The organism is Calditerricola yamamurae (assembly GCF_054654135.1).
This window is the reverse complement of the sequence record NZ_BAAIFH010000006.1, coordinates 163,777-188,291: the sequence shown is the minus strand read 5'-3', so window position 1 is coordinate 188,291 and position 24,515 is coordinate 163,777. Positions and strand designations below refer to the sequence as shown.

Annotated in this window: 27 protein-coding genes; 1 reads left to right on the top strand and 26 read right to left on the bottom strand. The window is 64.2% G+C overall.

The window, feature by feature from the left end:
• Nucleotides 1–96: 96 nt before the first annotated feature.
• The 22 genes from lysA to ACYQ0Z_RS07160 all read right to left on the bottom strand — a co-directional run bounded on the left by lysA (nt 97) and on the right by ACYQ0Z_RS07160 (nt 20,525).
• Nucleotides 97–1,422: a diaminopimelate decarboxylase gene (gene lysA / locus ACYQ0Z_RS07265; RefSeq protein WP_459866042.1), complete on the bottom strand. Its 1,326-nt coding sequence runs from the start codon at nt 1,420–1,422 to the stop codon at nt 97–99.
• 147 nt (nt 1,423–1,569) lie between these two features.
• Nucleotides 1,570–3,060 carry a spore germination protein gene (locus ACYQ0Z_RS07260; protein ID WP_459866039.1) on the bottom strand — a complete coding sequence of 497 codons (1,491 nt, stop codon included), beginning with the start codon at nt 3,058–3,060 and terminating at the stop codon, nt 1,570–1,572.
• A 91-nt stretch (nt 3,061–3,151) separates the two neighbouring features.
• On the bottom strand, nt 3,152–3,502 hold the full coding sequence (gene spoVAE, locus ACYQ0Z_RS07255; RefSeq protein WP_459866036.1) for a stage V sporulation protein AE: 351 nt from the start codon (nt 3,500–3,502) through the stop codon (nt 3,152–3,154).
• Nucleotides 3,503–4,546, bottom strand: a complete 1,044-nt coding sequence (spoVAD, locus tag ACYQ0Z_RS07250) for a stage V sporulation protein AD (RefSeq protein ID WP_459868784.1) — start codon at nt 4,544–4,546, stop codon at nt 3,503–3,505. It lies immediately after the preceding gene.
• Nucleotides 4,543–5,031 (bottom strand): stage V sporulation protein AC, encoded by a 489-nt coding sequence (gene spoVAC, locus ACYQ0Z_RS07245; protein WP_459866033.1) that lies wholly within the window; start codon nt 5,029–5,031, stop codon nt 4,543–4,545. Before spoVAC ends, spoVAD begins: the two co-directional genes overlap by 4 nt.
• A gap of 79 nt (nt 5,032–5,110) precedes the next feature.
• Nucleotides 5,111–5,533 (bottom strand): stage V sporulation protein AB, encoded by a 423-nt coding sequence (locus ACYQ0Z_RS07240; protein WP_459866030.1) that lies wholly within the window; start codon nt 5,531–5,533, stop codon nt 5,111–5,113.
• A complete protein-coding gene (locus ACYQ0Z_RS07235; RefSeq protein ID WP_459866027.1) occupies nt 5,530–6,153 on the bottom strand; it encodes a stage V sporulation protein AA in 624 nt (207 codons plus the stop codon). Before ACYQ0Z_RS07235 ends, ACYQ0Z_RS07240 begins: the two co-directional genes overlap by 4 nt.
• Nucleotides 6,154–6,332: 179 nt before the next feature.
• The gene (gene sigF / locus ACYQ0Z_RS07230; RefSeq protein WP_459866024.1) at nt 6,333–7,085 is read right to left on the bottom strand and encodes an RNA polymerase sporulation sigma factor SigF; all 753 of its coding nucleotides are present in this window, start codon (nt 7,083–7,085) and stop codon (nt 6,333–6,335) included.
• Between the two features lie 13 nt (nt 7,086–7,098).
• Nucleotides 7,099–7,530 (bottom strand): anti-sigma F factor, encoded by a 432-nt coding sequence (spoIIAB, locus tag ACYQ0Z_RS07225; protein WP_459868781.1) that lies wholly within the window; start codon nt 7,528–7,530, stop codon nt 7,099–7,101.
• Nucleotides 7,531–7,547: 17 nt separating this feature from the next.
• Complete coding sequence (gene spoIIAA, locus ACYQ0Z_RS07220; RefSeq protein ID WP_459866021.1) at nt 7,548–7,898, bottom strand: anti-sigma F factor antagonist; 351 nt, start codon at nt 7,896–7,898, stop codon at nt 7,548–7,550.
• A gap of 150 nt (nt 7,899–8,048) precedes the next feature.
• Nucleotides 8,049–9,233 carry a D-alanyl-D-alanine carboxypeptidase family protein gene (locus tag ACYQ0Z_RS07215; RefSeq protein ID WP_459866018.1) on the bottom strand — a complete coding sequence of 395 codons (1,185 nt, stop codon included), beginning with the start codon at nt 9,231–9,233 and terminating at the stop codon, nt 8,049–8,051.
• 106 nt (nt 9,234–9,339) lie between these two features.
• On the bottom strand, nt 9,340–10,662 hold the full coding sequence (locus ACYQ0Z_RS07210) for a pyrimidine-nucleoside phosphorylase (protein WP_459866015.1): 1,323 nt from the start codon (nt 10,660–10,662) through the stop codon (nt 9,340–9,342).
• Complete coding sequence (locus tag ACYQ0Z_RS07205) at nt 10,662–11,489, bottom strand: purine-nucleoside phosphorylase (RefSeq protein WP_459866012.1); 828 nt, start codon at nt 11,487–11,489, stop codon at nt 10,662–10,664. The genes ACYQ0Z_RS07210 and ACYQ0Z_RS07205 overlap by 1 nt, the downstream gene beginning before the upstream one ends.
• Before the next feature lie 49 nt (nt 11,490–11,538).
• Entirely contained in the window at nt 11,539–12,348 is an 810-nt protein-coding gene (locus ACYQ0Z_RS07200; RefSeq protein ID WP_459868778.1) for a purine-nucleoside phosphorylase, read from the bottom strand.
• Nucleotides 12,349–12,414: 66 nt separating this feature from the next.
• On the bottom strand, nt 12,415–13,584 hold the full coding sequence (gene deoB, locus ACYQ0Z_RS07195) for a phosphopentomutase (protein ID WP_459866009.1): 1,170 nt from the start codon (nt 13,582–13,584) through the stop codon (nt 12,415–12,417).
• 73 nt (nt 13,585–13,657) lie between these two features.
• Nucleotides 13,658–14,545: a site-specific tyrosine recombinase XerD gene (xerD, locus tag ACYQ0Z_RS07190; RefSeq protein WP_459866006.1), complete on the bottom strand. Its 888-nt coding sequence runs from the start codon at nt 14,543–14,545 to the stop codon at nt 13,658–13,660.
• A 177-nt stretch (nt 14,546–14,722) separates the two neighbouring features.
• Entirely contained in the window at nt 14,723–14,956 is a 234-nt protein-coding gene (locus tag ACYQ0Z_RS07185; RefSeq protein WP_459866003.1) for a DUF4227 family protein, read from the bottom strand.
• Between the two features lie 1,249 nt (nt 14,957–16,205).
• Nucleotides 16,206–17,321: an alanine dehydrogenase gene (gene ald / locus ACYQ0Z_RS07180; RefSeq protein WP_459866000.1), complete on the bottom strand. Its 1,116-nt coding sequence runs from the start codon at nt 17,319–17,321 to the stop codon at nt 16,206–16,208.
• A gap of 140 nt (nt 17,322–17,461) precedes the next feature.
• Entirely contained in the window at nt 17,462–17,923 is a 462-nt protein-coding gene (gene fur / locus ACYQ0Z_RS07175; RefSeq protein ID WP_459868775.1) for a ferric iron uptake transcriptional regulator, read from the bottom strand.
• Nucleotides 17,924–18,048: 125 nt separating this feature from the next.
• Entirely contained in the window at nt 18,049–18,687 is a 639-nt protein-coding gene (gene spoIIM / locus ACYQ0Z_RS07170) for a stage II sporulation protein M (RefSeq protein ID WP_459865997.1), read from the bottom strand.
• 90 nt (nt 18,688–18,777) lie between these two features.
• A complete protein-coding gene (locus ACYQ0Z_RS07165; protein WP_459868772.1) occupies nt 18,778–19,974 on the bottom strand; it encodes an endonuclease Q family protein in 1,197 nt (398 codons plus the stop codon).
• Nucleotides 19,974–20,525 carry an NUDIX domain-containing protein gene (locus ACYQ0Z_RS07160; RefSeq protein WP_459865994.1) on the bottom strand — a complete coding sequence of 184 codons (552 nt, stop codon included), beginning with the start codon at nt 20,523–20,525 and terminating at the stop codon, nt 19,974–19,976. The genes ACYQ0Z_RS07165 and ACYQ0Z_RS07160 overlap by 1 nt, the downstream gene beginning before the upstream one ends.
• A gap of 77 nt (nt 20,526–20,602) precedes the next feature.
• Here ACYQ0Z_RS07160 and mciZ point away from each other — a divergent pair, with 77 nt between their 5' ends.
• Nucleotides 20,603–20,743, top strand: coding sequence for a Z-ring formation inhibitor MciZ (mciZ, locus tag ACYQ0Z_RS07155; RefSeq protein ID WP_459865991.1), 141 nt, complete (start codon nt 20,603–20,605; stop codon nt 20,741–20,743).
• Nucleotides 20,744–20,807: 64 nt separating this feature from the next.
• On the opposite strand, the gene ACYQ0Z_RS07150 is transcribed toward mciZ, so the two are convergent.
• From ACYQ0Z_RS07150 to ACYQ0Z_RS07135, 4 genes are read right to left on the bottom strand one after another with little or no spacing between them, the layout of a single operon-like run.
• Nucleotides 20,808–22,013 (bottom strand): DUF3866 family protein, encoded by a 1,206-nt coding sequence (locus ACYQ0Z_RS07150; RefSeq protein ID WP_459865988.1) that lies wholly within the window; start codon nt 22,011–22,013, stop codon nt 20,808–20,810.
• 34 nt (nt 22,014–22,047) lie between these two features.
• Nucleotides 22,048–22,449, bottom strand: a complete 402-nt coding sequence (locus ACYQ0Z_RS07145) for an MFS transporter (protein WP_459865985.1) — start codon at nt 22,447–22,449, stop codon at nt 22,048–22,050.
• Nucleotides 22,422–23,285, bottom strand: coding sequence for an MFS transporter (locus ACYQ0Z_RS07140; protein ID WP_459865982.1), 864 nt, complete (start codon nt 23,283–23,285; stop codon nt 22,422–22,424). Before ACYQ0Z_RS07140 ends, ACYQ0Z_RS07145 begins: the two co-directional genes overlap by 28 nt.
• 33 nt (nt 23,286–23,318) lie before the next feature.
• Nucleotides 23,319–24,452, bottom strand: a complete 1,134-nt coding sequence (locus ACYQ0Z_RS07135) for a M20/M25/M40 family metallo-hydrolase (protein WP_459865980.1) — start codon at nt 24,450–24,452, stop codon at nt 23,319–23,321.
• Nucleotides 24,453–24,515 lie beyond the last annotated feature (63 nt).

The following is a 24,515-nucleotide window of genomic DNA, read 5'->3' as shown; positions in this document are numbered from 1 at the left end:
ACCTTCGCACACCCGCCTCTCCGTTGCAAGCCCGGCAATCCCATGCAGGCCATACAAAAGGCGCGCCCGGACCTTCTTCCGAGCGCGTGCCCCGCTTCATGACCGCGCCGCCGCCTCCACCGACAGCGGCATGTCGTTACGCACCAGATCGTCGTAGGTCTCGCGCCGCACGACCACCTTGGCCCGACCGTCGCGTACAAAGACGACGGCCGGGCGGCGCAGGCGGTTGTAGTTGCTGGCCATCGAATAGGTGTACGCGCCGGTGCAGGAGACGGCCAAGAGGTCGCCCGGACGCACCGGAGGCAAGGCAATATCCCAGATCAGCATATCCCCCGACTCGCAGGTTTTCCCGGCAATCGACACCGTTTCCGTCGGCTTTTCCCACCCGCGGTTGGCCAGCATCGCCTCGTAGCGAGCCTGGTAGAGGGCCGGGCGGATGTTGTCGGCCATCCCGCCGTCGACGGCAACATACGTGCGCAGGCCGGGAATCACTTTCACCGCGCCCACCGTGTACAACGTCGTTCCCGCCTCGCCCACGATGCTGCGCCCCGGCTCGAGCCAGATTTCCGGTTCCGGGTATGCCCGCGCACCGCACTCCCGACGCACGGCGGAGACGATCGCCTCCACGTAGGCGGCCACGGGCAGCGGCGCGTCGTTCTCGGTGTAGCGAATGCCGAAGCCGCCGCCGAGGTTGACCACCGCGGCCACGTACCCCGTTTCCGCCCGAACGGCGTCCAGGAACGCCATGACGCGGGAGATGGCCGCGACAAACCCCTCGGTCTCAAAGATCTGGGACCCGATGTGGCAGTGCACGCCCACAAGGGCAAGCGCCGGCGCGCTGAGGGCGCGCTTGACCGCCTCAACGGCCATCCCGCTGCCGATATCAAAGCCGAACTTGGAATCCTCCTGTCCCGTCTGGATGTAGGCGTGGGTGTGGGCCTCCACGCCGGGCGTCACCCGCAAGAGGATGTTCACGCGCTGTCCCCGCTCGCGTGCCATGTCCGCCAGCATGGCCAGCTCGTGGAAGTTGTCCACCACCACGCAACCGATACCCACGTCGAGGGCCATGACCAGCTCCTCGGGCGTCTTGTTGTTGCCGTGAAAGTGGATGCGCTCCGGCGGAAACCCGGCCTTCTGCGCCGTATACAGTTCCCCGTCCGACACCACGTCGAGGGCGAGGCCTTCCTCGGCCGCCAACTGACACATGGCCACGGTGCAAAAGGCCTTGCTCGCGTAGGCCACCTGAAAGCGCGCCCCGGTTTTGCGGAACGCCTCGACAAAGGCGCGGCATTTCTCGCGGATCAGGGCCTCGTCGTAGACGATGAGGGGCGTGCCAAAGATGCGGGCCAACTCTACGGTGTCGCAGCCGCCGATCTCCAGGTGCCCCTTTTCGTTGATCCGGCTTGTGCCGTGCAGGTGCATCTCGGGTCCTCCCCATCCCTACTTCCTTTGCCTAAAAAGAAAAAGGCAACTCACCTTTATAGTTGCCCGGATTATACCACAGATTCGGCATGCGCTCAATTTGGCGTTTGTCCCCGCGGGCGGCGTTCACGAACCCTTCCCGGAAGGTCATTGGCGGCGGGCGTCCTGCGGGCGCACGATGCTCGGCCGCGTTTTCATCGACGGCACGCTGGTGCGGAACAAAATGGTGCGCAGCGCGGGCCAGTTGAAGGGGATGAGCGGCCAAAGGTAGGGGGTGTTGAGGGAGCGGGTCATGGCCAGAACAAAGATGACGAGGGTGACACCGAGGACGAAACCCGGAACCTTGAACAAGAACACCATCAGCAGGAGAAAGAGGCGGACTAGCTTGACGGCCAAGGATAGCTCATAGCTGGGCGTGGCGAACATCCCGATTGCCGCCACGGCCGTGTACAGGATGGTTTCGGGCGCAAACAGGCCGACCTTGATCGCCACTTCGCCGATCAGCACGGCGGCGATGAGCCCCATCGCCGTGGCCAGCGGCGTTGGCGTGTGGACGGCGGCCATACGCATCAGGTCGATGCCGATTTCGGCTAGGATAAACTGGAAGAAAATGGGTATTTCACCGGACTTCTTTGGCCCGATGAAGGCCAGTTCCTTGGGCAGCAGCTCGGGGTTGAACACGAACAGGAGCCACAGCGGCAGCAGAAAGATGGACAGGAGAATCCCGATGAACCGGATCCACCGCAAATAGGTGCCCACCACCGGCGTCTGCCGGTACTCCTCGGCGTGTTGCACATGGTGGAAAAAGGTCGTCGGCGCGATGATCACGCTGGGCGACGTGTCCACCAGGACGAGGACGTGTCCCTCGAGCAAATGGCTGGCGGCGACGTCGGGCCGCTCGGTGTAGCGCACCAAGGGGAACGGGTGCCAGTTGCGGCCCACCAGAAACTCCTCGAGGGCTTTTTCGGCCATCGGCAGCCCGTCGACGGTGATGCGGGACAGTTTGTCGCGAATGAGGCGGACCAGTTCCGGGTCGGCAACATCCTTCAGGTACGCGAGGCAGACATCGGTTTTCGAGCGTTCCCCGACCTGGACCAGCTCCATGCGCAAGCGCTCGTCCCGGACGCGTCGGCGGATCAACGCGGTATTGAACACCAGCGTTTCGGTGAAACCGTCGCGCGACCCGCGAACCACCCGCTCAGTGTCGGGCTCCTCGGGTTGGCGGGCCGGATAGTGGCGCGCGTCAACGGCCAAGGCGGTCTGCTCGCCGTCGATGAGCACCACCAGGTGGCCGGCCAGCAGCTTGTCTACCACCTCGTCCATGCGGCGCAATTCCTCGACCTGCGGATGGGTCAAGTACTTGCGGAATATGCGCGTGAGCACCTGTGGGACCAGCTCTTCCCGCTTTACCCGCGAAAGCTCGCGCAGCATTTCCACCACAACCATGTTGTCGGCAAAGCCGTTGAGAAAGTAGAGCGCCAGCTTCTTCTCCCCTACCGAAATCTCCCGAACCCCGATGTCAAAGCTCACCCCGATGTCGAGGCGTTCCTTCAAGTATGCCTGGTTGACCGCCAGCCTTCGGTGAACGGGGGCGTTTTCCCCCTTGGAAGCAGACGTTCCCTTCTCCTCATCCACCATCGCAATCCCCCCGCGTCAAGAGAGACTCAACCGCGTTGCGTCCCACGGGCTCGCCGCCCGGTGGTCCGCACCACAGTCGGCACACCGCGCCTTACCCCTTGGGCCGGAACAGCAGGGCGCTGAGGAAACCGAAGATGATGGCGGCAGAGATCCCGGCACTGGTCACTTCAAAGATCCCGGTAATGATCCCGATGATCCCGTTCCGCTCGGCCTCCGCCAACGCCCCGTGAACGAGGGCGTTGCCAAAGCTGGTGATCGGCACCGTCGCGCCGGCCCCGGCAAAATCGATCAGTGGCTCATACAGCCCCACGCCATCGAGTATGGCTCCGGCCACCACCAAGATGCTCATCACGTGGGCCGGGGTGAGGGAAGTCAGGTCCATGAGCAACTGGCCGATGACGCAGATGAGCCCGCCCACGACAAAGGCCGTTACATACTCCATTCACGCTCCCTCCTCGGCAGCCGCCACCCGCTCCAGGGCTACGGCATGGGCGATACACGGGATCGATTCGCCTTGCTGGTAGGTGATGGGGCTCAGCAACGCACCCGTGGCCACGACGAGCACGCGACGGTATGTGCCGCTGTTCAGCCCCTTGACGATGTGGCTGTAGGTGACCACGGCGCTCGACGCGCATCCACTGCCACCGGCAAACACGCCCTGTTCCGGGCTATAGATCATCAGGCCGCAATCGCGGTGCACCGCCCCAATGTCGTACCCCATTTCGGCGAGCAGCTCCCGCACCAGAGGCGTACCCACGCTGGCCAGGTCACCCGTGACAATGAGGTCATAATCCTCCGGCGTACGCGCCGTGTCGCGAAAATGGGTCGCAATGGTATCGGCGGCGGCGGGCGCCATGGCCGACCCCATATCGAAGGGGTCCTTTTGCTGCCAGTCGATCACCCTACCGATGGTGGCGTGGGTGATGCGCGGCCCGCCTATCCCCTTGCCCACGACGGCGGCCCCGGCACCGGTTACCGTCCACTGCGCATACGGAGGCTTTTGACCCCCATACTCAGTCGGGTACCGGTACTGCTTCTCCGCCGTGCAGTTGTGGCTGGAGCAGGCGGCCACGGCATAGGTAGCGTAGCCGGCGTTGACCAGTGCGGCGGCGATGGCAAGCGACTCCATGGACGTCGAGCACGCCCCGTACACGCCCAGAAAGGGAAACTGCAGGCTCCGCGTCGCAAAGGTTGCCGAGATGATCTGGTTCAGCAGATCGCCGGCGACGATGACATCGATTTCCTCATTGGCCAGGGCGCCCTTGTCAATGGCGGTCTGGACGGCCATCTCCAAAAGCTTCCGTTCCGCCCTTTCCCACGTCTTCTCCCCGAGGTACAGGTCGTCAAACACGAGATCGAATTCTCCGGCCAAGGGCCCCTGCGCCTCTTTTGGCCCGACCGCCACGGCGCTGGAGACGATGCGCACGTCCCCGGTGAACTGCCACGTCTGGCGACCGAGCCGCACCCGCCCGTCGCGCACGGTTATCCCCCCATCCCGACTACAAGGGTGCGAATCAGTCCCACAACAAAGGCAGCCACCACGCCGAACACGATGACCGACCCGGCAAGTTTAAACATGTTGCTGCCAACGCCGAGTACGTACCCTTCGGCGCGGTGCTCGATGGCCGCCGAGGCGATGGAGTTGGCAAACCCCGTGACGGGGACCGCTGTACCCGCACCGGCGAACTGCCCGATCTTGTCGTATACGCCGAGTCCCGTCAGCATGGCCGACAGGAAAATCAGTGTGGCCACCGTCGGATTCCCCGCCGTCCGCTCGTTAAAGTCAAAGAAGTACATGTAGAAGTTTTGGATCGCCTGCCCGAAGGCGCAGATGAGTCCGCCAACGAGAAAGGCCTTCACCCCATTGCGCGCGACGGGCGGCTTGGGCTTGACCTCCTTCACCCGTTGCTGGTACCGTTCAATGCGCAGTCGCTGCTGACGCAGGGCGTCGGAAGTTTGCGGAACCTTCATCAGCCCACTCCCTCCTGCGGTCAATGGTCTACCCTTTAGCCTGCAACGGCCAGCGGGCCGCTATGTCCCGGCAACCCATTCAAGTTGTTTTCTCAAATACCATCCATTGGAACAGGGAACCGAACACTTTTCCCAACACCAAGGCCATGAGCAGTATGAGGATGCGATCCACCATGAACACGCGCTTGGCCAGGATGGGCAGCACGTTGAGCACCTCCGTCAGCGCGGCGGCCAGGAGGCCGATAAAACAGCCGGCAAACAATCCGTACACCCCCGCGAGCCACGTCGGTGCGTGCAGGGAAATCCCGGAAAAGTCCACCCATGTGCAGAACAGGGCCCCGCTGATAATGGCCCCCTCAAACCCGTGGACGAAGCGTTGCGCACGGCTGAACTGCGCCAGGCGCGGAATGACGTCCAGCACCGTCAGGAAGGCGACGAAGCCACTGCCCACGGCGATGCCCCCGCCCAGCCCGATCAGGACCAACAGCAAATGGGCCATCATGGGTCATCCCGCTCCCGTCGGGCCCGTTCGTTGGCAATCACATACTGGTCCAGGTTTTGCTGGTACAGGAACATCTCTACCTCGAGCGGGCTTGGTTCCTCGTTCAGCTTCTTGCGGAACAGGTGATTGAAAAAAAGCACCATGCCCACACCAATGCCGATGGAGTAGGGAATCTGCAGGACGAGCGGATCGGACTTGTATTCCCCGGTGATCAGGAAGTATAACCGCCGGTGGACCTCCTCCATGCTCACGTCGGCGTGGAAGTTCATGATCGCCAGCCCCGACCCCACAAACAGCAGGATCCATGTGAGGGCCACAAACACAAGATGCGGCTTGCGCCGGTCGTACAAGACCTCGATGATCGTCTCCGTCGGCCCCACGGGCACCACGTCGACATTCGGCAGGCGGCGCTGAATCGCGTCGATCACGTGCATCACGTCGATGACCACCAATTGCCCGTCGGACATCTGGATCGGATAGATCGGCAACATGCGAATCGCGCGGATGATCGCCGGATCGCCCACAAAGGTGCACACGTCACCCACCCTGACCACTGCCTGCGGACGAACGTAGATTCGTTCTTTCATGGAAACATACAGCGTAGCGTTTGCGGATGCCATGGCCATCCCTCCCGCTTTGGGCTTAGTATGCCCGACCGCGACCGGGCGCGACAGCTCGCCGTTCTTGTCGAATCTGGAAGGATGCGCCTTCGTTTTGTGCAGAAACAGCAATATCCTGAAGGGCACCGCGGCACGGCACAAAAAAAAACGAGACGGCGGTGCGTCCGCCATCCCGTGCGCTAGGGCGTCATTTCGTCGCGAATTTTTTGCAAAATGCGCTTCTCAAGCCGTGAAACTTGCACCTGGGAAATGCCGAGGCGCTCGGCCACCTCGGACTGCGTGTAGTCCTTGTAGTACCGGAGGTATACGATGAGCCGTTCCCGTTCGTCCAGTTTCCGGATGGCCTCCTGCAGGGCCAGCTTGTCGAACCAACCCTCCTCGTTTCCGTCGGCGAGCTGGTCCATCAGCGTAATCGGGTCGCCCTCGTTTTCGTACACCGTCTCGTGAATCGACGCCGGCGCGCGACCCGCCTCCTGGGCAAACACCACTTCCTCCGGCGTCATGCCCAGCGCCTCGGCCAGCTCGCCCACCGTCGGCGTCCGCCCGAGGGCCTTCGTCAAATCGTCCTTTTTGCGGCGAATGCGCTGCGCCGCCTCCTTGAGCGAGCGGCTCACCTTCACCGAACCGTCGTCGCGCAAAAAGCGCTGGATCTCGCCGATGATCATCGGCACGGCATAGGTGGAAAACCTAACGTCGTAGGACAGGTCGAATTTGTCCACCGCCTTGAGGAGCCCAATGCACCCGATTTGAAAGAGGTCGTCGGCCTCATACCCGCGCCCGAGAAACCGCTGCACAACCGACCACACCAAGCGGACGTTGGCTTCCACGAGCCGGTTGCGCGCTTCCGTGTCGCCCGCCTGGCTGCGGGCAATCAGCGCGCGGACCTCCTCGTCCGTCAACTGCGGATTCGGTTCACGCACGTCCACGCTCATCCGCTCGTCTCCTTCATTGGCGCACGGCGGCGGGGTGGGTGGAAAGCTGCTTGACGAGGCGGACGCGAGTGCCCTTGCCGGGTGCCGACGTGACGGTCAGCTCGTCGACGAAATTTTCCATAATCGTAAAGCCCATGCCTGACCGCTCCAGCTCCGGCTTGGTGGTGAACAGGGGCTGGCGGGCCTGCTCGATGTCGGCAATGCCCACGCCGTCGTCCTCGACGACGATCTCCACGCGGCTGCCTTCCACTGTCACATGGATACGCACGATGCCGTCGTCGCGGCCTTCGTACCCGTGGATGATGGCGTTGGTTACCGCCTCCGAGACGACGGTCTTGATTTCCATGAGCTCCTCCAGGGTGGGGTCGAGCTGCGACAGGAAGGCGGCCACCGCCACGCGAGCGAAGGACTCGTTCTCGCTCCGGCTGGCAAAGGACAGACACATGAAGTTCGTTTTCACCGTCACGCCACCCCCAACGCGTGCAACGCTTCCCGCTCACTCTCTTCGATGCGCAGGATCTTAAACAGTCCGGACAGCTCAAAGAGGCGATAAATGGTGGGATGGATGGAACAGACGACCATCTCCCCGCCCATCTGGGCGACCCGCTTATAGCGTCCCAGGATCACCCCGAGGCCGGAGCTGTCCATAAACGTAAGGTCGGCCAGGCTGAGGACAATGCTGCGGATGTTCTCACGGTTCATGATCGCGTCCACCTGCTCCCGCAGCGAGTCGGCCGTATGGTGGTCCAGTTCCCCCGCCAAGCGGATGATCAGCACGTCACGTCTTGTCTCCAACTCCACATGCAATCGCATCGCTCCCTCTCCTTTCCCATCGTTCACCCATCTCTTCTCTGCCTACAGGCCCAGTTCCTGCCCTTCGACGAAAGTACAAAAAAATCGAGAAGCCTTGTCGAAAACGGCTTCTCGAATGCACGCGTTTCGCCATCGTCCGCGCCGCACGCGTCAGGGCAGCTGCAGCACGCGGTGGACGGCGCGCTTCCAAAGCTGGCCAAAGGTGGCCGCATCCACGTTTTCTGACGCCACCAGATCGAGCCGCGCCACCTCTCGGCCCTGCTTGGTCACAATCACATGCCCTAGCACATCGCCGGCCTTCACCGGCGCCGGGACGCGCTCCGGAAGCTCTACCGTCGTCTGATACTGCCCGGTGTCTTCCCCGCGCTTGATGAGGAGGCTGAAGTGGCGCGCGGCCACCACCGGAAGGCGCCCCCGCTCGCCCTTTTCTACGGGGAGTTCCTGAATCACGTCGCCGCGCTGGTAGAGCGGTTTGGTCGTGTACTGGCTGAAGGCGAAATCAAACATCCGGGCCACCTCGGCGTTACGCGTCTTGGTATCCGGCTCGCCGAGAACGACGGCAATGACGCGGAAATTGTCGCGCTTGGCCGTGGCGGCAAGGCAAAACTTCGCCTCGCTGGTGTACCCCGTTTTCAGGCCATCGCAGCCCGGATAAAAACGAACCAAGCGGTTGGTGTTGACGAGCCAGAAGGGGCGGTTGGTGTCCTTGCGCAAGTAATCCTGGTATAACCCGGTATATTTGGTGATGGCCTCGAACTTGAGGAGCTCGCGGGACATGATGGCGATGTCGCGGGCCGAGGTGTAATGGTTTGGAGCGGGCAACCCGTTGCTGTTGGCAAAATGGGTGTCGGTCATGCCGAGCTGGCGCGCCTTCTCGTTCATCATCGCCACGAAGGCCTCTTCTGTCCCGGCGATGTGTTCGGCCAGGGCCACGGAGGCATCGTTTCCCGAGGCCACGGCGACGCCTTTGATCAGGTCCTCCACGGTCATCTCCTCGCCGGGTTCGAGAAAGATCTGCGACCCGCCCATCGAGGCGGCGTATTCACTGGCGCGCACCTTGTCGGTCAGCTTGATCTTGCCCTGGTCAATCGCCTCCATGACGAGGAGCAGCGTCATGACCTTGGTGATCGAGGCCGGTGGCAGGCGCAAGCGGCTGTTTTTTTCGTACAGCACCGTCCCGGTGTCGGTGTCGATCAAAATGGCCGACACCGCGTTTGGGGCCAGGTTGACCGATGAGGGCTCCGGCTGGGGCTTCGGCTGCGCCCATGCGACATTGGCAGCGAGGAGAAAGGCGGCCAATGCAGTCAGGAAAAACGCGCGGATCGTCTTGTGCATGGGTGTCCCTCCACGTGTAGGCTGCGCTGTTTCTTATCTTTGCCAGGTTGTGGAGGTTTCATCCCCCTGCGACGTCCGCGCGCTATCACGCAAGACGCACCCGGTCCTAGATGCGCGCCTCGCCCTCCGTCGTCACCCGTCCGCGCACAAGCGGAGGCGGGGACACCGGCTCGTCGGCAATGGTGAAGGCGCGCTGCAGGCGCGCGGCCACCGCCTCCACATCGGGGCGGTTGGCGTGGATCACCGCCAGCGGCTCGCCGGCTTCTACGCGGTCGCCCACCTTCTTGCGCAGGACGACGCCCACGGCCAGGTCAATGGCCGACTCCTTCGTCTCCCGCCCCGCGCCGAGGAGCATGGCGCACTCGCCCACCTCGCGCGCCGCCACGCGGGAAACGTAGCCGCGCCGCGGGGCGGGCACGGGGATCTGATGCGCCGCCTGCGGCAGGCGGTCCGGCTCGTCGACCACGCGCGCGTCGCCCCCCTGTGCCGCCACGAAACGACGAAAGGCTTCCAGCGCCGCGCCGGTCTCGATGTTCCGCTCCAGGACCGCCCGCGCCGCGCGGGCATCCGGCGCCGCGCCGGCGAGCACGAGCATGTGCGCCCCTAGCACCAGGCACAGCTCGGTCAGGTCGGCCGGCCCGCGCCCGGCCAACGTGTCGATGGCTTCCCGCACTTCCAAGGCATTGCCCACGGCATACCCGAGGGGCTGGCTCATGTCGCTGACCACGGCCACGGTGCGCCGGCCGAGCCGCTCCCCGATGGCCACCATGGCCCGCGCCAGAGCGAAGGCGTCGGCTTCCTCGCGCATGAAGGCCCCCTCGCCGGTTTTCACGTCCAGCACGATAGCGTCGGCCCCGGCGGCAATCTTCTTGCTCATCACCGAGCTGGCGATGAGCGGGATCGACTCCACCGTCGCCGTCACGTCACGCAGGGCGTAGAGCAGCTTGTCGGCCGGCGTCAGCTTGGCGCTCTGCCCGACGACGGCCAGCTTGATGCGGTTCACCTGCTCGACGAACTGCTGCGGCGTCAGCTCGGCACGAAAGCCGGGAATGCTCTCCAGCTTGTCAATCGTCCCCCCGGTGTGGCCCAGCCCGCGCCCCGACATCTTGGCCACGGGCACGCCGGCCGAGGCCACGAGGGGCCCCAGCACCAGCGTCGTCGTGTCGCCGACGCCGCCGGTCGAGTGCTTGTCCACCTTCACCCCGGCGATGGGCGACAGGTCGACCGTCTCGCCGGAGGCCACCAGCTCCCAGGTGAGGTGCGCCGTCTCCTCGTCGGTCATGCCCCGGAAATAGACAGCCATGGCCCACGCGGCCATCTGGTAGTCGGGGATGCGCCCCGCCACATAGCCCTGGATGAGAAAGCGCAGCTCCTCGGCGGTGTGCGTGCCGCCGTCGCGCTTCTTGCGGATCAGGTCGACAGCACGCATCAGGTCCTCACCCCGGCTACAACGGCCCGCACGAGGGCGGTGAACTTCGGCTTGGTGCGCTCGGCCACGGCCACCACCTGCTCGTGGGTGAGCGGCTCCAGCTCCTCGCCGATGGCCATGTCGGTGATGCAGGAGATGCCCAGGACGCGCAGACCGCAGTGGGCGGCGGCGATCACCTCGGGAATGGTCGACATGCCCACGGCGTCGCCACCCAGCCGGCGGAGCATCACGAGCTCGGCGGGCGGCAGGTAGTTGGGTCCGCTGATGCCGGCGTAGACTCCCTTCTGCACGCGGATGCCCAGATCACGCGCCTTCTGCTCGGCCAGGGCGATCAGCTCCGGGTCGTACGCCCGCGACAGGTCCGGGAAGCGCGGCCCCAGCTCGTCGTCGTTCGGCCCGATCAGCGGGTTGTCTCCCGTGAAGTTGAGGTGGTCCACAATCAACATGAGGTCGCCGGGCTGGAAGGCCTTGTTCATCCCCCCGGCGGCGTTGGTGACGATCAGCACCTTGGCGCCGAGGAACTTCATCACGTACACCGGAAAGGCCACCTGGGCCATGGAATACCCTTCATAGTAGTGAAAGCGGCCCTGCATCGCCACCACGGTCTTTCCTTCCAGGCGGCCGATCACCAGGCGGCCAGCATGGCCGGCCACCGTCGACACGGGAAAGTGCGGAATCTCCCCGTAGGGAATCACCGTCGCGTCGGCGATCTGCTCGGCCAGGTCGCCGAGCCCCGACCCGAGGATCAAGCCAATCTCCGGCACGTGGTTCGTCCGCTCGCGAATGGCGGCAACGGCTTCGCGCACCGTTTGTGCGCGGTTGGCCATCTGCACTCCTCCTCCTTTTGTCCCCATGCTTCCAAGCGTCCAACAGGCATCACAGCGCTTCCACAATGCCCCCGACAAGGGCGCGGAAGGTGTCCTTCACCCGCTCTGCCGTCTCCATCACTTCCTCGTGGGACAGCGGCTGCGGTAGGATGCCGGCGGCCATGTTGCTGATGCACGAGATGCCCAGCACGCGGATCCCGGCGTGGCGAGCGACGATCACCTCCGGGACGGTGGACATGCCTACGGCGTCGGCCCCCAGCGTGCGCAACATGCGGATCTCCGCCGGCGTCTCATAGCTCGGGCCGAGGAGGCCGGCGTACACGCCTTCCCGCAGGGAAATCCCGAGCTTGGCGGCGACGTTCTTCGCTAGCTCGCGCAGGCCCTTGTCGTAGGCTTCGGACATGTCGGGGAAGCGCGGACCGAGCCGCTCGTCGTTGGGCCCGATGAGCGGATTGCGGAAGGTCAGGTTCAGGTGGTCGCGGATCAGCATCAGGTCGCCGGGCCGAAAGTCCGTGTTGACGCCGCCGGCGGCGTTGGTGACGATCAGCGTGTCGACGCCAAGGGCCTTCATCACGCGCACGGGAAAGGTCACCTGTTCCAGCGAGTACCCCTCATAGGCGTGGAAGCGCCCCTTCAACGTCATCACCGGCTTGCCGCGCAGCGTGCCGACGACCAGCTTCCCGTCGTGCCCTTCCACCGTGGACACAGGAAAATCGGGAATCTCCCCGTAGGGAATCTGCACCCCCTCCACCTCGTCGGCCATCACGCCGAGGCCCGAGCCGAGGATGAGGCCGATCTTCGGCTGCACAGGCAGCTTCGGGGCCAGAAAGGCCCGCACCTTCTCGATGCGTTCGTACAACGACACGGTCCCCTCTCCTTTCCAACCATCCTTGCCCGTCCGCGGTGTTCGGTCAGCGGCGGACGATCAGATCTCGCCCAAAAAGCTCCTTCCGATCGCCGGAGGCGTCACGCCGAAGTTGTCGGCCACCGTGGCCCCCACATCGGCGAAGGTTTCGCGCAGGCCGAGGTTTCGCCCGTCACGCAAAGCCGGGTACCAAACGAGCAGCGGCACGTACTCCCGCGTGTGGTCGGTGCCGTGGTGCGTCGGATCGTTCCCATGGTCCGCGGTGATGACGAGCAGGTCGCCCTCGGAAAGGGCCCCGAGGATCTCCGGCACCCGCCGGTCGAAGGCCTCGAGGGCCTGGGCGTATCCTTCGGGATCGCGCCGGTGACCGTACTTGGCGTCAAAGTCGACGAGGTTGAGGAAGGCCAGCCCGCGGAAGGAGCGTCGGGCCACCTCCAGCAGCTTGTCGACGCCGTCCTCGTTGGAGGCCGTCTTGATCGCCTCCGTCACCCCTTCGCCGGCGTAGATGTCGGAAATCTTGCCCAGGGCAATGACGTCGTAGCCGGCGTCGGCCAGACGGTTCATCACCGTCGGCGCCGGCGGCTTGACCGAGTAATCGCGGCGGTTGGCCGTGCGCACGAAGGCCCCCGGCTTTCCGACGAAGGGCCGCGCGATCACCCGCGTCACGGCGTACTCGTCGCGGAGGGTCAGCTCGCGGGCGATCTCGCAGATGCGGTACAGCTCGTCGAGGGGGATCACCTCCTCGTGGGCGGCCACCTGGAACACGCTGTCGGCCGACGTGTAGACGATGACGGCGCCGGTGCGCATGTGCTCCTCGCCCAGCTCCTCGATGATGGCCGTGCCCGACGCCGGCTTGTTCCCGAGCACCTTCCGCCCGATGCGTCGCTCAAACTCGGCGATCAGCTCCGGCGGGAAGCCGTTCGGGTACGTCTTGAAAGGCACCTTCGTGTGGATGCCCATCAGCTCCCAGTGGCCGGTGGTCGTGTCCTTGCCGGCAGAGATCTCCGCCATCTTGCCGTAGTGGGCCTTCGGAGACACCGCCGGCGGGATCCCCTTCACTGAGGCGATGTTGCCGAGCCCCAGCGCCGCAAGGTTGGGCAGCGAAAGCCCCACCGTTTCGGCGATGTGCCCCAGCGTGTTCGCCCCCTCGTCGCCGTAATCGGCGGCGTCGGGCAGCGCGCCGATGCCCACGCTATCCAGGACGATAAGGAAGATGCGCGAAAATCGCATGGTACCGTCCTCCTTGCCATAGTTGCCAGACGTCAGACCTCTGTGGCGCAAAAAGACGCGCCGCCACGCCCCGCTACGCTCGCGGGTGCGTACGCGCGTAGATCTCCTTCAGACGCGTTTTGGTGACATGGGTGTAAATCTGCGTCGTGGAAATGTCGGCGTGGCCGAGCATCTCCTGCACGGAGCGCAAATCGGCCCCGTTCTCCAAGAGGTGCGTGGCAAAGGAATGGCGCAGCGTGTGCGGCGTGATCTCCTTGGCAATGCCCGCCTCGCGGGCGTACTTCTTGATGATTTTCCAGAACCCCTGCCGCGTGAGCCGCCGGCCGTGGTGGTTGACAAACAGGGCTTCTTCCCCCTGGTTGCGCAGCAGCATCGGCCGGGCCCGCTCGATGTACGTGCGGGTGGCGTCGACGGCGATCCGGCCAAGGGGGATGATGCGCTCTTTGGACCCCTTGCCCATGCACCTGAGGTAAGCCAGGTGCAAATTGACGTCGTGCAGGTTCAGCGACACCAGCTCCGACACCCGCAACCCCGACGCGTACAGGAGCTCCAGCATCGCCTTGTCGCGCAGGCCGGTCGGCGTGCGCAGGTCGGGCATTTCCAGGAGGCGTTCCACTTCCTCTACCGACAGCACCTTGGGCAGGCGTTTCTGCAGCTTGGGCGTCTCCAGGTTGACCGACGGGTCGTGCTCGATGAGGCGTTCGCGAAACAGGAACTGGAAAAACGAGCGGATCGACGCCAGGTGGCGCGAGATCGTCGCCGTCGCCTTCCCTTGCTGCTGCAAACGCAGGAGAAAGCCGACGATGTGTGCCCGCGTGGTCTCCTCGATACGCTCGACGCCCTGTTCCTTCAGGTAAACGAGAAAGGCCGTCAGATCCTGGCGGTACGAGACCAGCGTGTTGGCCGCTAACCCCCGTTCGACGTCAAGGTAGTGGATAAAATGGTCAATCAGCGTTTCCATCGCTCGTCAAAACTCCTTCGTCGCCACATCGTCCCGGGGTTCCACGCTATTGCTCATTCCACACGAGGACCCGCAAATCCTCTTCCCACCGGGCCGTTTTCGTTCCGAACCGCACCCGCCGTTCCGCCGCACTCCGCTCAACCCACCGGCACGGGCGTGCGGACAGACATGTGCCCGCTATTCCCCGTAACGCAAAAAGGTGAGCACGTGATCCCACACGCTGCCTTCGCCGCTTGCATCCGGCGCAACCGGCGTGATCACCTTCACCGCCCGGCCCTTGGGCTCCTCGTACGGGTTGAGGGGCAGCATGTGGGCGGTGACCCAATCGATGCTCCGGTAAAACAAATAGGTCAGGAGCAGAAAGAGGACACAAAAGCGCACCAGGAGCAACAGGCGCCGCACCCCGGCCATCGGCGGTTCGCCCCCTTCTCCCTCGTGTTCACACCGCAGTACAAGCTGTTCTATCCTATGCCGAACGGGAGCGGGGATATACGTGGAACGCAGGGAGCGGTGGGTGTCGCATCGTTCCCCATGGGCCAGTATACCAAAACCCCTCGGCGATGGGGCTTTGCATTGCGGGATCATCATGAATTCGCCGTTCAACCCGGGCGCTACTTTTATCTGCCCGTATCTTTGAATCCGTGGGACGTGATCAACAGGACCACGCGGTCTTCTACGCCAATCCCATTCTTCATCCACAACCCTTGGACTTGGAGCCTTTTGGCCAGGATGGGGAGCGAAACAAAGGGGGTGCCGCCCTCGCCCAGGGTCGGAAATGTGCGATAGGGAAGCCGCTCGCCATAGCGAAGCATCCCGCGCCGGTCTTCTAAAGGTGCCCAAGGGTCCGGAGCGTAGGCAAGGCTGACGCTCGCGGGGTAGCCCGCACTCAGACACGTTGGGCAGCCGTCAACGGCTCTAAGACTTCAGGGCTGTAGGTGCGATCACAGCGTAAGCATACAAATTGCGTAAATCTCGGATTTCGTTCGAGCATTGTCACCGTTCTCCCTACATTTAACTGTCAGCTAAAATGAACAATTCACGAAAAGTTTCCCAAGTCTCGTGCGTCTATCTAGAAATCCCCGCGCATTACACGGATTAGCCAATTTACCACGAAAAGCGACAATGGTATCAACATAAACGTAATAAAGACACTGAGTACATTGGTTATACCCGTAACAGGTATCGATAGCCGATTCCAAATAAAAGCCAGTACTTTTAATAAGGAGATAAAAACGATTGCCGTTAACGCAAAAAACACAATACGTTCCTTCACATTATCGCCCCACTTCATTAACATTCATAGTGGAATTATTACCGTTAACAACATAATAATGCACCGGCGACCTTTACATGCCCTCATGGATAGATCAGCCGCCGGTGCGCTCTGTCTAACAGTCGTTCTCCCCAATCCCTAAACGCCTAAATGTAGCTTGCAACCATCGGAGAAGTTACCGACTCCTTTTGCCTCGGAAAGTGAACAAGGCCACCGATCTCGCTTACTGGCGAGAACGTGGCCTTTTCAGTTTCACCGGCTTGTACACTCCGCTTCGTCAATCCTTGTGAACCGCCGTATACCGAACGGTACGTGCGAATGGTTGTGAGAGACGGGGGTTGGCCGCCCCCTTCTCCTCGACGCACGCACCGAGCCCTCTCGCGTCCCTTACATCAGCGCCTCCAGCGGCGTGTGCGGCCGGTTGAATGCACGGGCGACACCCTCGTGGGTGATGTGGCCCTTCATCACGTTGACGCCGCGGGCCAGGGCGCGGTTGTCGCGAATGGCCTGGAACACGCCCTTCGTTGCCAGCTGCACGGCATACGGGATGGTGACGTTAGTCAGGGCGATGGTCGATGTGCGCGGCACGGCGCCCGGGATGTTCGCCACGGCGTAGTGCACCACGCCGTGCTTGACGTAGGTTGGGTTGCTGTGCGTCGTCACGCGGTCGATCGTCTCGATGGAGCCGCCCTGGTCGATGGCCACGTCCACGATGACCGACCCCGGACGCATCGACTTGACCATCTCTTCCGTCACAAGGCGCGGGGCGCGGGAACCGGGGATCAGCACCGCGCCGATGAGGAGATCGGCCTTGGCCACGCTGCGGGCAATGTTGTAGCTGTTCGACATCAGCGTGGTCAGCCGCGCGCCAAAGAGGTCATCGAGGTAGCGCAGGCGGTCCGGGTTGACGTCGAGAATCGTCACGTTGGCGCCCATGCCCATGGCGATCTTCGCCGCGTTGGTGCCGACGACGCCGCCGCCAATGATCACCACTTCCGCCGGCGGCACACCCGGCACGCCACCGAGCAGCACGCCTTTGCCGCCCTTGGGCTTCTCCAAAAGCTGCGCGCCGATCTGCACGGCCATGCGCCCGGCGATTTCGCTCATCGGGGTCAACAGGGGCAACGCGCCGTTGTCGAGCTGGACCGTCTCATAGGCGATGGCCGTCATGCCGCTTTCTACGAGGGCCTCGGTCAATTCCGGCTCCGCGGCGAGGTGCAGGTAGGTAAACAGCACCAGATCCTCCCGGAAATAGCGGTACTCGCTCGGAAGGGGCTCTTTCACCTTGAGGACGAGTTCGGCGCGTGACCACGTCTCTTCCGCCGTATCGACGATGGTGGCCCCGGCCTGACGGTAGTCATCGTCTGTGAAACCGCTACCAATCCCGGCATTCGTCTCGATGAGCACCGTGTGCCCTGCCTGGCGCAGCATCTCAACACCGGCCGGCGTGATGGCCACCCGGTTTTCGTTGTCCTTGATCTCCTTGGGCACTCCGATGATCATGTCGGCTCCTCCTTACTGCAGATCCTTGTCCATCGTTATTGTTATTGTAATTCGTTTACCATACAAAATTGTAATTCATCTGCCATAACAAAGACAAGAAAAAAGCTCCTCTGAACACTGGAGCTCGTTGGCGCGCGTGATTATTTGAAATCTTCCGGATCCACCAGGTCGCGACACCGATGACAGATGCCGTGAAACGTCAAGCGGTGGTCAAGAATGGTAAAACCCCATTCCTGCTCCACGCGCTTTTCCACCTCACCCAGCAGGTCTTCCATAATTTCGTCGACTTTCCCGCAGTGGAGGCACACGAGGTGGTGATGATGGTGTTCCGCATCCTCCGATCGGACGTCGTACCGGGTCACGCCATCGCCAAAATTCATCTTGTGCACAATCTTGAGATCGGTGAGCAGTTCCAGCGTGCGATACACGGTGGCCAGCCCGATTTCGGGCGCCTTTTCCTTCACCAGGAGATAGACGTCTTCGGCGCTGAGGTGGTCCGCCTCGTTCTCCAAGAGCACGCGCACCGTGGCCTCGCGCTGGGGCGTGAGCTTGTAGTTCCGCGACTGCAGGATCTGCCGGATGCGATTGAGCCGCTCTTCAATCCGTTGCGCTTCCGATGAGCGCGCGTCCACACCGAATCCCTCCCTGCGGCCTCCTTCCCCCATTATAGTTAAGCACAGGAACGGAGTCAAATAAATCAATTCCTATTTTAGAGTTAGTCTAATTCTTACCCACTAACCATTTGCGCCACCACGCGCATCATGGCCGGTGAGAGGTACGCTTGAACCCATGAGGCCGTCACAAGGGCCAGGGCAGAAACCGGAACCAGGGCCGCATAGCGAAGAAACGCCGGCCACATCGGCTGGCGCCGGGCCAAAAAGTGGTTGCGTATGAGGGCGAGAGAAAAGGCCATACCGGCCACGCTGACCACCAACACCGCCGGAACCACCAGCAAATTAGGAGGGACAACCGCCGTCAGGGCGAAGAGAAACCCTTCCCAACCGGATTGGGACACCAGGAGGCCAACGGTAAACCCCAGGATCATCCCCTTGAGGAAGACCGCCACCACGATGAACGGCAGGCCCACTACCGAGAGGCCGAGTAACCAGAGCAGGCCCAGCACCTTGAAATGGTAGCCCATCGCGTACCGGAAGGCCACGTCCGGCTCGGCCACGCCGCCATGGCGCAGTTCGGCAAAAAACAGGCCCAGCGAGCCCGCCAATTCGTGTTTTTGCGTCGGGGAGAGAAAGCCGATGGCCAAGGCCCCAAAGGCGATGCCCGTCGCAAAGAGGGTCAGCGTAAAAACATATAGGGACAGCGCCTGCTGCGGACGATACCCAAGTGGTTGTCCCACGCGGAAACGCACGGTTCATCCCTCCCGTCTCTCACTGCCCATCCTATGCGCGGGACGAACCGATTATGTCCGCGGGGCCCTGCCCGACAGGTGTGCCCTCCGTTACGAGGCGGGCGTGGTTGAAGCGGCCGATCGCGCTACCCGACCGTACCGTCCCCCGCCCCCTTCGCGCAGGGTAAGCCGGCCTTCCCGGGCCTTGACGATGAGATCGGCGAGTTCACGACCGACCACCGCGGCCAGTTCTTCCGGCGGTGCGTGGTGCAACACGGCCATTTCCGTGCCAAAGGCCTCCAACAGCCGCTCCCGCTTCTTGGGTCCCAAGCCGGGAATGAACGCCAAGGGGACTTGGTAAACATAGCGCGGGCGGTGCGGCGGATGGGTGCCTTCCGGCTGGTCGGCGATGGCCAGAATCCGGTCGGCCACACCGCGCACGAAACGGTTGTGTCCGCAGGCCGGGCAGACGTCCGGCGACGAGGCGGGATCCACCAGTGCCCCACAGGAGGCGCACGCCGTACGGTGGTACTTGCCCAAGCGCGGGTTGAGGCCGTAGTTGGCCGCCACGCCTCGCCCGCCCTCACGCCGCAGCGCCCGGAGGAGCTCCTCGAAGGTGGGTGCAGCCATATACACGGCTTGGTACTCGCGGCCGATGTTGGCCAGCGAGTGGGCATCGGAATTGGACAAAAAGGTCTTATCGGCCAGCTCCGACAGGGAATCGGCCATGGCCGAGTCGGCGGAGAGGCCGAGTTCCACCGCCGGCACGCGCGCCGCATCCAGCACCTCGGCCATGCGGGCGGCAGCGCTGCCGTAGAGGCCTTTGTGCGGTGTGAACACGTGGGCGGGGATGAGCACGCCGCCCCGTACGGCCACTTCATCCTGCAGGACGTGCGCCCCGACGGCAACGCGCTGCGAGCTTAATGAAACGTTTTTCACGTGATGGCGCAGCCACGCCGTAAAGTCGACCATGGCCGCCAGGGTGGGCAAGTAGCACAGCACATGAAACGCGCCCCGCCCGCGCGGCTTCACTTCCAGTTCCGCGCCGAGGAAGATCGTCGTCTCGCCGTACGTGAGCCCGCCGTCGGGCCGTTCCACCATTTCGCCGGCGGCCAGGAGGGCGCGGATCTCCTCCTGCACCTCGGGAACATGGGCATCGATGATACCCACGGCGTCAAGCCCCTTGCGACAGACCGACTCGTGCACGATGCGGGCAAAGGTCAGGTCGCGGGCGGCGCTGATCTTCACCGGCCTTCCACTCACTGTAAAACCGACGTGCACGTGGAGATCAACGAACCAGGTGCGCATCATCGCCCATCCTCCCGCAGGCGGTCCAGCTCCCACAGAGCGAGGGCGTACAGCGTCTTGGCGTCACAGATAAGGCCCTGGCGCACCTTTTCCTGCGCCTCCGCCCACGTGAGCAAAACCGGCTCGACGAACTCCCCGGCGTCGGGCCGCGCCACGCCACGGGTCAGCCCTTCGGCACGGTACAGGTGAACGATCTCGTTGGCAAACCCCGGAGAAGTGTAGAAGGAGGCCACGTGCGCCCAGCGTTCGGCAACATAGCCCGTCTCCTCCACCAGCTCCCGCTGCGCGCAGGCGGCCGGGTCTTCGCCCGGTTCCAACTTGCCGGCCGGGATCTCCCAGATCTCCCGTTCCAGAGGCTTGCGGAACTGCCGCACAAGGAGGATGCGGTCTTCGGCGGTGCGGGCGAACACGGCCACGGCACCGGGATGCTCGACCACCTCCCGCCGACCGGTGGACCCGTCCGGAAGGCGCACCTCGTCGAGACGCACACGAATGACGCGCCCGCTGTAAAGGAGTTGCGACGACACGGTGGGTTCAGCAAAGGACGACACGGCCACCCCTCCTCACGGTTCTCTTCTGCCCAAACGGTCCATACCAGTATACCAAAAGGGTTCGCGGAGGTGGGGTCGTGAAAATCACGTGCACATCGCGCTGTCTGCGCCTCGTTGGCCGGGCTTGGGAGATCCGCGCCGCTCTGCGCAGCCTGGGCGCGTCCAATCTGACCGTTGGCGAATTCCTGCACCGCATGACGACGTATGGGCGACGGTAACCGATGGAAACGGCAAAACCTCCCGTCCGATCCGGCACGGGAGGTTTTGTGCTTGTGGGGAGCCTCACCGTTTGGAGTTGCTGCGCAAGAACCGGCGGGCCACCACCTGGGCGGCGTGCACAAGGGTCTGGAAGAAGGGCGGGTCATCGTCCGCCCTGCGCCCCATGGTGGTCACCGGAAGCGGATACGCCTCGAGGACAGCCGCCACGTCCTCGGCCGAAGGCAAGCCGTCGGTGACCACGACGTGGGACGTCCCGGCCGTTGCCGCCTGCAGCTGCCGGCGCACCCGCGCCCCAAACGGGCCAGGGAAAGCGGGTACCGGAACCCACGCCGGGGCCAGGGCCAGGGCCAGCGCCGTGGCCGTGTGGTGACTGAGCCCCACGTGGCGCGCGCGGGGGTCGACGCCCTGAATGCGCGGGACAAGCATGGGAATGCCGCCGAGGGCGGCGACACGGTTCACCCAGTCGCCGAGCTCCGTGGCGGTAGTGCCGTAGCGGCTGTTCGTGCCGACAATGCCGGGTCCCATGGCGACAATCGCCACGTCGGCATCCAGGGCGTACCGCGCGGCCAGAAGGCCGGAATGGGGGCTGACCGCCTCGACATCGCCGCCAAAGGCGTGGCCAACCGTCACCGTGCCGACCAGATCGCCCCGCGCGCGGAGGGCGGCGACGTGGCGGCTGAAGGGCAGCGGGAGAGCGCCGCCCTCGCTCATCACGTACGCCACGCGCACCTCGGGGGCGTAGCGGCGCAGGGCGGTCACCAGAACCGGCACCATGCTGTGCAGCTCGGCGAGGCATACGGGCATGTTGTCGAGGGGCTGCTCCCGCCGCTCGGCTTCGTCGAGCTGCGGCCGCAGGGGATGGCCAGCTTCCTCCCAGTGGGGCAGCGCCATCTGCCACGGCGTATAACGGAGCTTGACAATGTGGCCAACCGGTGGCGGCCACAGGGAGGCCCCAGACACATGACCGGGTTCCCCCCGCGCCGCTGGCGGGCCCGGCACATCCTCCCCGGCCGGCGCCCCCGTCTTCCCCGCCACGGCGGCCACAAAATGGACCCCGCCGCTTCCCAATCCCAGCCGCACAGCCGTGACGTTGAGCAGTACGCGATCGCCCGCAGCGCACCGGCCGACCAGGTCCGGGTACGCGACGGCCGTCTCTGCTTCCGCCGACCCGTCCACCTGCACGGCCAACTCCTGCAACCCCCGCCGCTCGCCCCGTACCCCGACAACCGTCCCCCACGCCCACTGGATGGCCCCTCTCCGGTCCGCCATGCCGGTCCCTCCCCCATCGCCTTTTACGGCATGTTTACGACCGCATCGGCCCGGACTTTCCGGGGGAAGCGCCGGGCTCACCGCGCCTGGTCCACCCAAAGGCCAGCGCGGCCGTCACCCCGCTCACCAGCGCCGCCACCCCGTAGGCGCCCCGAATGCCCAGGATGTCGGCGACAAGCCCCATCCCCGCGACGGAAACGGCAAACGCCGCGTTCATCAGGATGCCATGGGCGGCCAGCACGGCGGGAAGAAGATGCGCATCCACGCTGCGCTGCACGAGGGTCCGCTGGGCGACATCGCGCAGCTGGAACGCCGGCCCCATGAGCAGGCAGAGGGTTAACGCTACGGCGGGGACGCTCGTGACGGCAAATCCCAGGGTGAGCAGGCCGACGAGGGCCGACCCCGCAATCATGCTCTCGAATAGGCGCCGCTCCACCCACCGCGCCGCCCGCCATACCAGCAGGCCGCCAAGGATCGTGCCCGCGTAGTAGCCGGCGTTGAGATACCCCCACCACTCCGCGCCGCGCCCCGCGCCTGTTCCACGTAGACGAGGAGCAGGGCACCGATCCACACCCCGTAGACGGCATGTTCGGCCACGTCCATCGCCGTCACCAAGCGCAGCGTAGGCACGTGCCACAGCGCCGTCCATCCCGCCTTGGCCGCGCGATGCGGCTTGGGCGTAGACGGCGGCGCTGCAGACCTCTCTTGGGGTTCCCGAACACCGAAGAGGGCGAGCGTCGCCCCGGCGTACAGCGCGACGGCTCCCCACAACACCGCCACCGCCCCAAGCTGGGCCACGAGCACTCCGCCGGCCAGCCAGCCCACGAGCAGCACCATCTGGTCAACCGTAGCCAGCACGCTGTTGGCCTGCACCAGCTTCGTCTCCTCCACCAGTCGCGGCACAAGGGCGTTCCGGGCCGGCGTCGTCCATCCGTCCAAGAAGGCTGCCGCAAAGGTAAGGGCGTACCATCTGGCGAGGACGGCCGGATGGGGAGCCGCCAGCACCGCCGTCGCCGCGAGTGAGGCGAGGAAGAGCACCTGGCCGCCCTGGGCGGCGATGAGCACCGTCTGCAGGCGCATACGTGCCGCCACGGCGGGAAAGATCAGCCCCGCGGCCGCCCCGGCCACCACGCGCACCAAGGGATACAGGGCAGCAAAGGCGGCCGATCCGGTTGCGCGGTACACCAGCGTCACGACGGACACGACGGCCAGGGCGTCGCCGAAGTTGGCCGCCGCTTGGCCGGCAACCAGCGCGCGAAAGGCGGCCGGCACACCATCTCCTCCCTTGTCACCGATTCCGGCGGATCATTCGGCGCGCCGCACCCCACGGGCCACCTCCTGCACGATGGCCACAACCAGCTCGGCCGTCTTCACCAGCTCGGCGATGGGCATGCGCTCGTTTTTGGAATGGATCTCCTCGTACCCGACGGCCAGGTTGACGGTCGGCACCCCGTACCCGGCGATCACGTTGGCATCGCTTCCCCCGCCACTGGCCAATGTCTTCGGTGTGCGGCCGATGGCGCGGATGGCGCGCATCGCCGTCGCCACCACCGGATGGTCGTCGCCGTACTTGTAGCCGGGATACATCCGCTCCACGCGGAACTCGACCGTCGCCCCGTACTCCGCGGCCGTCTCCTCGAAGGCGCGGCGCATCGCCGCGATCTGCCGCTCCAGCTTCCCTTCATCCAGGCTGCGTGCCTCGGCCAGGATTTCCACGCGGTCCGGAATGATGTTCATCGCCTGGCCGCCAGCAAACTGCCCAATGTTGGCCGTCGTCTCGTGGTCGATGCGCCCGAGGGGCATGCGGGCAATGGCCTTGCTGGCCACCTGGATGGCGGAGATCCCCTCTTCCGGATTGACGCCGGCGTGGGCCGCCTTGCCGTGCACCACCACGTCGATGCGCGCGTGGGCCGGTGCCGCGGTGATGATCTCGCCCACCGGACCGTTGGAGTCGAGGGCAAAGCCAAACTCGGCTTTCAGGAGTTCCGGATTGAACGCCTTGGCCCCTTTGAGGCCCGACTCTTCTCCCACGGTGATGAGGAACTGCACCGTGCCGTGGGCGATGTTTTGCTCCTTCAGCACGCGGATGGCCTCCAGGATGGCGGCCAGCCCGGCCTTGTCATCGGCGCCGAGGATCGTCGAGCCGTCAGAATAGACGTACCCGTCCCGCACCACCGGCTTGACACCTTTTCCCGGCTTCACCGTGTCCATGTGCGACGTGAAGTAAATCACCGGTGCATCAACCGTGCCCGGCAGCGTGGCCACGAGGTTGTTCGCCCCGTGCCCGGTTTTCACCGCCGCGTCGTCTTCTTCCACCATCAGGCCGAGGGAGCGAAACTTTTCTTTGAGAACGCGGGCAATCTCGCCCTCCTCGCCCGTTTCGCTGTCGATTTGCACCAGCTCCAGAAATTCGTTGACCAGGCGCGTTTCGTTGATCACGTTCCTCTCCTCCTCCATTCATCACCGCAACGTTGCGTGCACCTGTTCACCGTTACGATACCG

Excerpts from the sequence above, each read along its gene's own strand:
- spoIIAB (WP_459868781.1), bottom strand. The coding sequence starts at position 7,530 with ATGTGTCTGTCCTTTGCCAGCCGGAGCGAGAACGAGTCCTTCGCTCGC.
- deoB (WP_459866009.1), bottom strand. The coding sequence starts at position 13,584 with ATGCGATTTTCGCGCATCTTCCTTATCGTCCTGGATAGCGTGGGCATC.
- ACYQ0Z_RS07240 (WP_459866030.1), bottom strand. The coding sequence starts at position 5,533 with ATGATGGCCCATTTGCTGTTGGTCCTGATCGGGCTGGGCGGGGGCATC.
- spoVAE (WP_459866036.1), bottom strand. The coding sequence starts at position 3,502 with ATGGAGTATGTAACGGCCTTTGTCGTGGGCGGGCTCATCTGCGTCATC.
- ald (WP_459866000.1), bottom strand. The coding sequence starts at position 17,321 with ATGATCATCGGAGTGCCCAAGGAGATCAAGGACAACGAAAACCGGGTG.
- ACYQ0Z_RS07150 (WP_459865988.1), bottom strand. The coding sequence starts at position 22,013 with ATGGCGGACCGGAGAGGGGCCATCCAGTGGGCGTGGGGGACGGTTGTC.
- xerD (WP_459866006.1), bottom strand. The coding sequence starts at position 14,545 with ATGGAAACGCTGATTGACCATTTTATCCACTACCTTGACGTCGAACGG.
- ACYQ0Z_RS07260 (WP_459866039.1), bottom strand. The coding sequence starts at position 3,060 with ATGGTGGATGAGGAGAAGGGAACGTCTGCTTCCAAGGGGGAAAACGCC.
- ACYQ0Z_RS07215 (WP_459866018.1), bottom strand. The coding sequence starts at position 9,233 with ATGCACAAGACGATCCGCGCGTTTTTCCTGACTGCATTGGCCGCCTTT.
- ACYQ0Z_RS07205 (WP_459866012.1), bottom strand. The coding sequence starts at position 11,489 with ATGGCCAACCGCGCACAAACGGTGCGCGAAGCCGTTGCCGCCATTCGC.
- sigF (WP_459866024.1), bottom strand. The coding sequence starts at position 7,085 with ATGAGCGTGGACGTGCGTGAACCGAATCCGCAGTTGACGGACGAGGAG.
- ACYQ0Z_RS07210 (WP_459866015.1), bottom strand. The coding sequence starts at position 10,662 with ATGCGTGCTGTCGACCTGATCCGCAAGAAGCGCGACGGCGGCACGCAC.
- ACYQ0Z_RS07235 (WP_459866027.1), bottom strand. The coding sequence starts at position 6,153 with ATGGCATCCGCAAACGCTACGCTGTATGTTTCCATGAAAGAACGAATC.
- spoIIAA (WP_459866021.1), bottom strand. The coding sequence starts at position 7,898 with ATGCGATTGCATGTGGAGTTGGAGACAAGACGTGACGTGCTGATCATC.
- ACYQ0Z_RS07185 (WP_459866003.1), bottom strand. The coding sequence starts at position 14,956 with ATGGCCGGGGTGCGGCGCCTGTTGCTCCTGGTGCGCTTTTGTGTCCTC.
- ACYQ0Z_RS07165 (WP_459868772.1), bottom strand. The coding sequence starts at position 19,974 with ATGCGCACCTGGTTCGTTGATCTCCACGTGCACGTCGGTTTTACAGTG.
- spoVAC (WP_459866033.1), bottom strand. The coding sequence starts at position 5,031 with ATGAAGGTTCCGCAAACTTCCGACGCCCTGCGTCAGCAGCGACTGCGC.
- lysA (WP_459866042.1), bottom strand. The coding sequence starts at position 1,422 with ATGCACCTGCACGGCACAAGCCGGATCAACGAAAAGGGGCACCTGGAG.